General features: G+C 44.2%; 3 protein-coding genes. 2 read left to right on the plus strand and 1 reads right to left on the minus strand.

The genetic code is table 11. The features are described 5' to 3' along the window. Positions 1-173: 173 nt before the first annotated feature. On the plus strand, positions 174-596 hold the full coding sequence (locus F6K37_RS35180; RefSeq protein WP_287255491.1) for a GPW/gp25 family protein: 423 nt from the start codon (positions 174-176) through the stop codon (positions 594-596). Here F6K37_RS35180 and F6K37_RS35185 read toward each other — a convergent pair. After that, the gene (locus tag F6K37_RS35185; protein WP_287255492.1) at positions 538-786 is read right to left on the minus strand and encodes a hypothetical protein; all 249 of its coding nucleotides are present in this window, start codon (positions 784-786) and stop codon (positions 538-540) included. The two genes, F6K37_RS35180 and F6K37_RS35185, sit on opposite strands and share 59 nt — an antisense overlap. Before the next feature lie 51 nt (positions 787-837). On the opposite strand from F6K37_RS35185, the gene F6K37_RS35190 reads away from it, so the two are divergent. Beyond that, the gene (locus tag F6K37_RS35190) at positions 838-3,372 is read left to right on the plus strand and encodes a baseplate J/gp47 family protein (RefSeq protein ID WP_287255494.1); all 2,535 of its coding nucleotides are present in this window, start codon (positions 838-840) and stop codon (positions 3,370-3,372) included. Positions 3,373-3,402 lie beyond the last annotated feature (30 nt).

Below are 3,402 nucleotides of genomic sequence, written 5' to 3' on the forward strand. Positions count from 1 at the left end.
ACCCATCACCTATTACCCATTAACTATTACCTAACAGCTATTACCTAACACCTAACACCTAACACCTAACACCTAACACCTAACACCTAACACCTAACACCTAACACCTAACACCTAACACCTAACACCTAACACCTAACACCTAACACCTAACACCTAACACCTAACACCAAATGGAAAAAGATTTATTATTCACTCGCCGCCACACTGGACAATTTATTTCTGAGCGACAATTAGTAGACCTTCAAAGTGTCAATCGTGACTTGGCAACAGCGACAGGTTTAGATAATTTGGCTCAGGCAATTCTCAATCGCCTTTACACCCGTAAAGGGGAACTGGCGGCTTTGGGACATCCTAATTATGGGTCACGGCTCCACCTGTTAGTGGGTCAACAAAATAATAATCGTCTTCGCTCCCTTGCTAATTTGTATATCCGTGAGTGTCTAGCTCAGGAACCTCGGATAGAAGAAATCAAGGCCATAGATTTTGAGCCTCCCTCTCGTCAGCAACGTTATACACTCGTAGCAACTGTAGTCCTTAAAGCTGTAGGTGAGGAAACACCCTTGACCCTGAGCTTTTCCCTACCTGGAGGGTAATGGGTAATAGGTAATAGGTAATAGGTAATGGGTAATGGGTAATGGGTAATGGGTAATGGGTAATAGGTAATGGGTAATGGGTAATAATGGGTGATGGGTAATGGGTAATGGGTAATGGGTAATGGGTAATGGGTGATGGGTAATGGGTAATGGGTAATAATGGGTGATGGGTAATGGGTAATGAGTTCATTAGCTAGAAATTACACGCAAAATTTAACTTCACTAGCTGGAGCTTAATGAGATGGTTTTTGAGAAAAAAGGCTTTGCTCAACTGTTCGAGGCCATGCAGAGTCGCACTCCTGACACCCTAACGGATTTTCAAGAAGGCAGTGTGGTGCGCACTCTATACGAATCTTTTGCTTGGGAACTCGCCGTCCTGTACGAGCAGATGCAACGGGTATATCTGTCTGGCTTTGTGGATACTGCCGAAGCCATTGACCTTGACAAAGTAGTTGCTATTTTAGGCATTAAGCGGGGAGAACCAGACTATGCTACCGGAAAAGTTACCTTTACGCGAGATATCGGCATTGATGAAGATATTTTTATTCCCAAAGGTACACTAGTTACCACGGAAGATACCCAGGATTCTCCCAAAAAAGCCTACGAGACTATTGAAGAAGGGACGATTTCCCAAGACCAAACCACTGCCGAGGTCAGAATCCAGGCTCTACGACGGGGTAACACAGAGGAAACTGAAGCTGAAACTATTGTGGTGATGCCTCAGCCAGTAGTAGGTGTCAAGTCAGTTAATAATCAAGAAACCCTCCGATTTACCGGTAAACTACAGGAGAGTGACGAACAACTGCGCCAAAGAGCCAAGCAAACCCTGCTGGCGACCAGTGGCGGTAATACTACCTCCATCCGGAATGCTCTGTTGAGTTTACCTGGGGTGCGGGAAGTGCAAGTTAGAGAAAACTTCCACTTTGCTAAGGGCAAGGTTAAGGTTACTAAGAGTGGCTCCCTTAGTGAAGAGCTTAAGGTTCCCAAAGGGACAACGATAAAACTCGAAATCTTAGGCACACAAACTAAAGACTATCACACCACTCAAGAGGTAATCCTCTCAGCAGGTGAAAATCAAGAGGTGGAAGTAGAGGTAGAGGCTGGGATTTCTGGAGCAGCTGGGGAAGCTCAGGCTAGTGCAACTTGGCAAGATTTACTGGTTGATAGCGTAACTCTTACGGTTAGCAATGAGCAGGCTATTTCACGGCAAGACTTTGGGCTTATTGAAATATTTGTTGATGGCATTGATTTTAGAGATCTTGAGAAAGTTAGTCAGCTCAAACAAGAAATTGACCGAGTTAAGGCAGCGGGAATCTACCCATTACTTAAACCGGCGACAGCAGTGAACGTTGATGGGGTATTCCAAATTGAACTCCAACCGGGACTGAAACTGTCTCCAGAGGAACGGCTACAGTTGGAAGAAAAGGTGCAGCAGACAATTATCTCCCATCTCAAAGACCAGAAAATGGGTCAACCCTTGCTCATCTCTCAACTCACGAGGAAGATACTAGGCTGTAACGGTGTCAATGATTTAGTTGATTTTACCCTCACCACCAGTATCCGTAATTCAAAAGGCATTGAACTGGCTCGCCAGCACTATCAATCCTCCGAAAGGCCAGTGAAACGGCTAGAGGTGGATATCTTAGAAAAGTTCACCCCCCACTTGGTTCGCGTTGCCTCAGAAATCAAACCCTTGTCTGTAGCCTTACAAATTAAGGCTGAAGCACTAGATGACCAGAAACAACAGACAATTGAACAAGCGCTACAAAACTATTTTGCTGACTTCAAACCATCCCAGGCAGTGGTTAGGAGTGAGATTAAAAAGAGTATTGAGACAATCACCACCATCGAAGCAATCAAGTTAATTCCCTCCTTCTGGCAACCAGGGATTCCCTTGTATGACGACACCGTTAATGTCACGTTTGTGGAGCAGGCTCAGCTCAGTTCGGTATTTCTCTATGAGAGATTACTCACCATTACCGGAGCCTTGAAGCTGATTTTACCGGTTACAGTTACCCAACAAGAGAAGCAGCAAATTTATGACAAGGTTCGGGAGCAGGTTAGTGCTTATCTTGAGCAACTCCAACCGGAAGAAAATATTCAACTTGAGCAGCTAGTTGAACAGGCAAAAACCGTAGAATCAGTGCTAGATATTAATTGGAAACTGGAGGATTTTCATGTTCTGGATGAAGACAATAATGCTAAGGATATAATTGACCAAGAACAGTCGCAAATTCAGGTAAACAAATTTGAAAAAACTCAGTTAGCTGATGCTGATAATAAGTTTATCATTACCAGCGATATCCAGGTTGTTGATGTTGCGATCGCTACTTTAAACTTAAGGCTGACTCCGGCGGTTGCAGTTCCCGAAACTGTTGACCCAGCACAACTTAAGAGTTTCATGGCAGCAGCAGTTCGGAGTATTTTGACTGCTGCTCTGTTGCAGCAGTTACCCAAACTAGCAGTGGGAGACAATCTGGATTATGACCAATTGAAAACTCTCTTGCTGGTACAGATCAGGACTAAGGCAGGAAATCTTGACCAGGAAACCCTTCAGAGTTTCATCAGCAATGGCCAAGTTTCAGAGCAAAATCAGGAGAAGTTTATGGAAGCACTCCGAAGCTTTCTCGGAGATTCTAACTACACGATTGATCAGCTAGAACTCACAGCCAAGGGTAGCTCCTATCAGCAAGATATTCCGATTGCGATTGTAGAACGGGCTGAGATTCAGTTACAAGAGTCGTCTAGTTTGTCAATTGTGATTGAAGATAAGTAATGGGTAATAGGTAATGGAAAAACGCGGCAA

It is taken from the genome of Moorena sp. SIO4E2, assembly GCF_010671945.1.
GTDB classification, from domain to species: Bacteria; Cyanobacteriota; Cyanobacteriia; order Cyanobacteriales; family Coleofasciculaceae; genus Moorena; species Moorena producens.

Bases quoted from the DNA above. Each gene is read 5' to 3' on its own strand.
- F6K37_RS35180 (WP_287255491.1), top strand. From the start codon at position 174: ATGGAAAAAGATTTATTATTCACTCGCCGCCACACTGGACAATTTATT.
- F6K37_RS35190 (WP_287255494.1), top strand. From the start codon at position 838: ATGGTTTTTGAGAAAAAAGGCTTTGCTCAACTGTTCGAGGCCATGCAG.
- F6K37_RS35185 (WP_287255492.1), bottom strand. From the start codon at position 786: ATGAACTCATTACCCATTACCCATCACCCATTATTACCCATTACCCAT.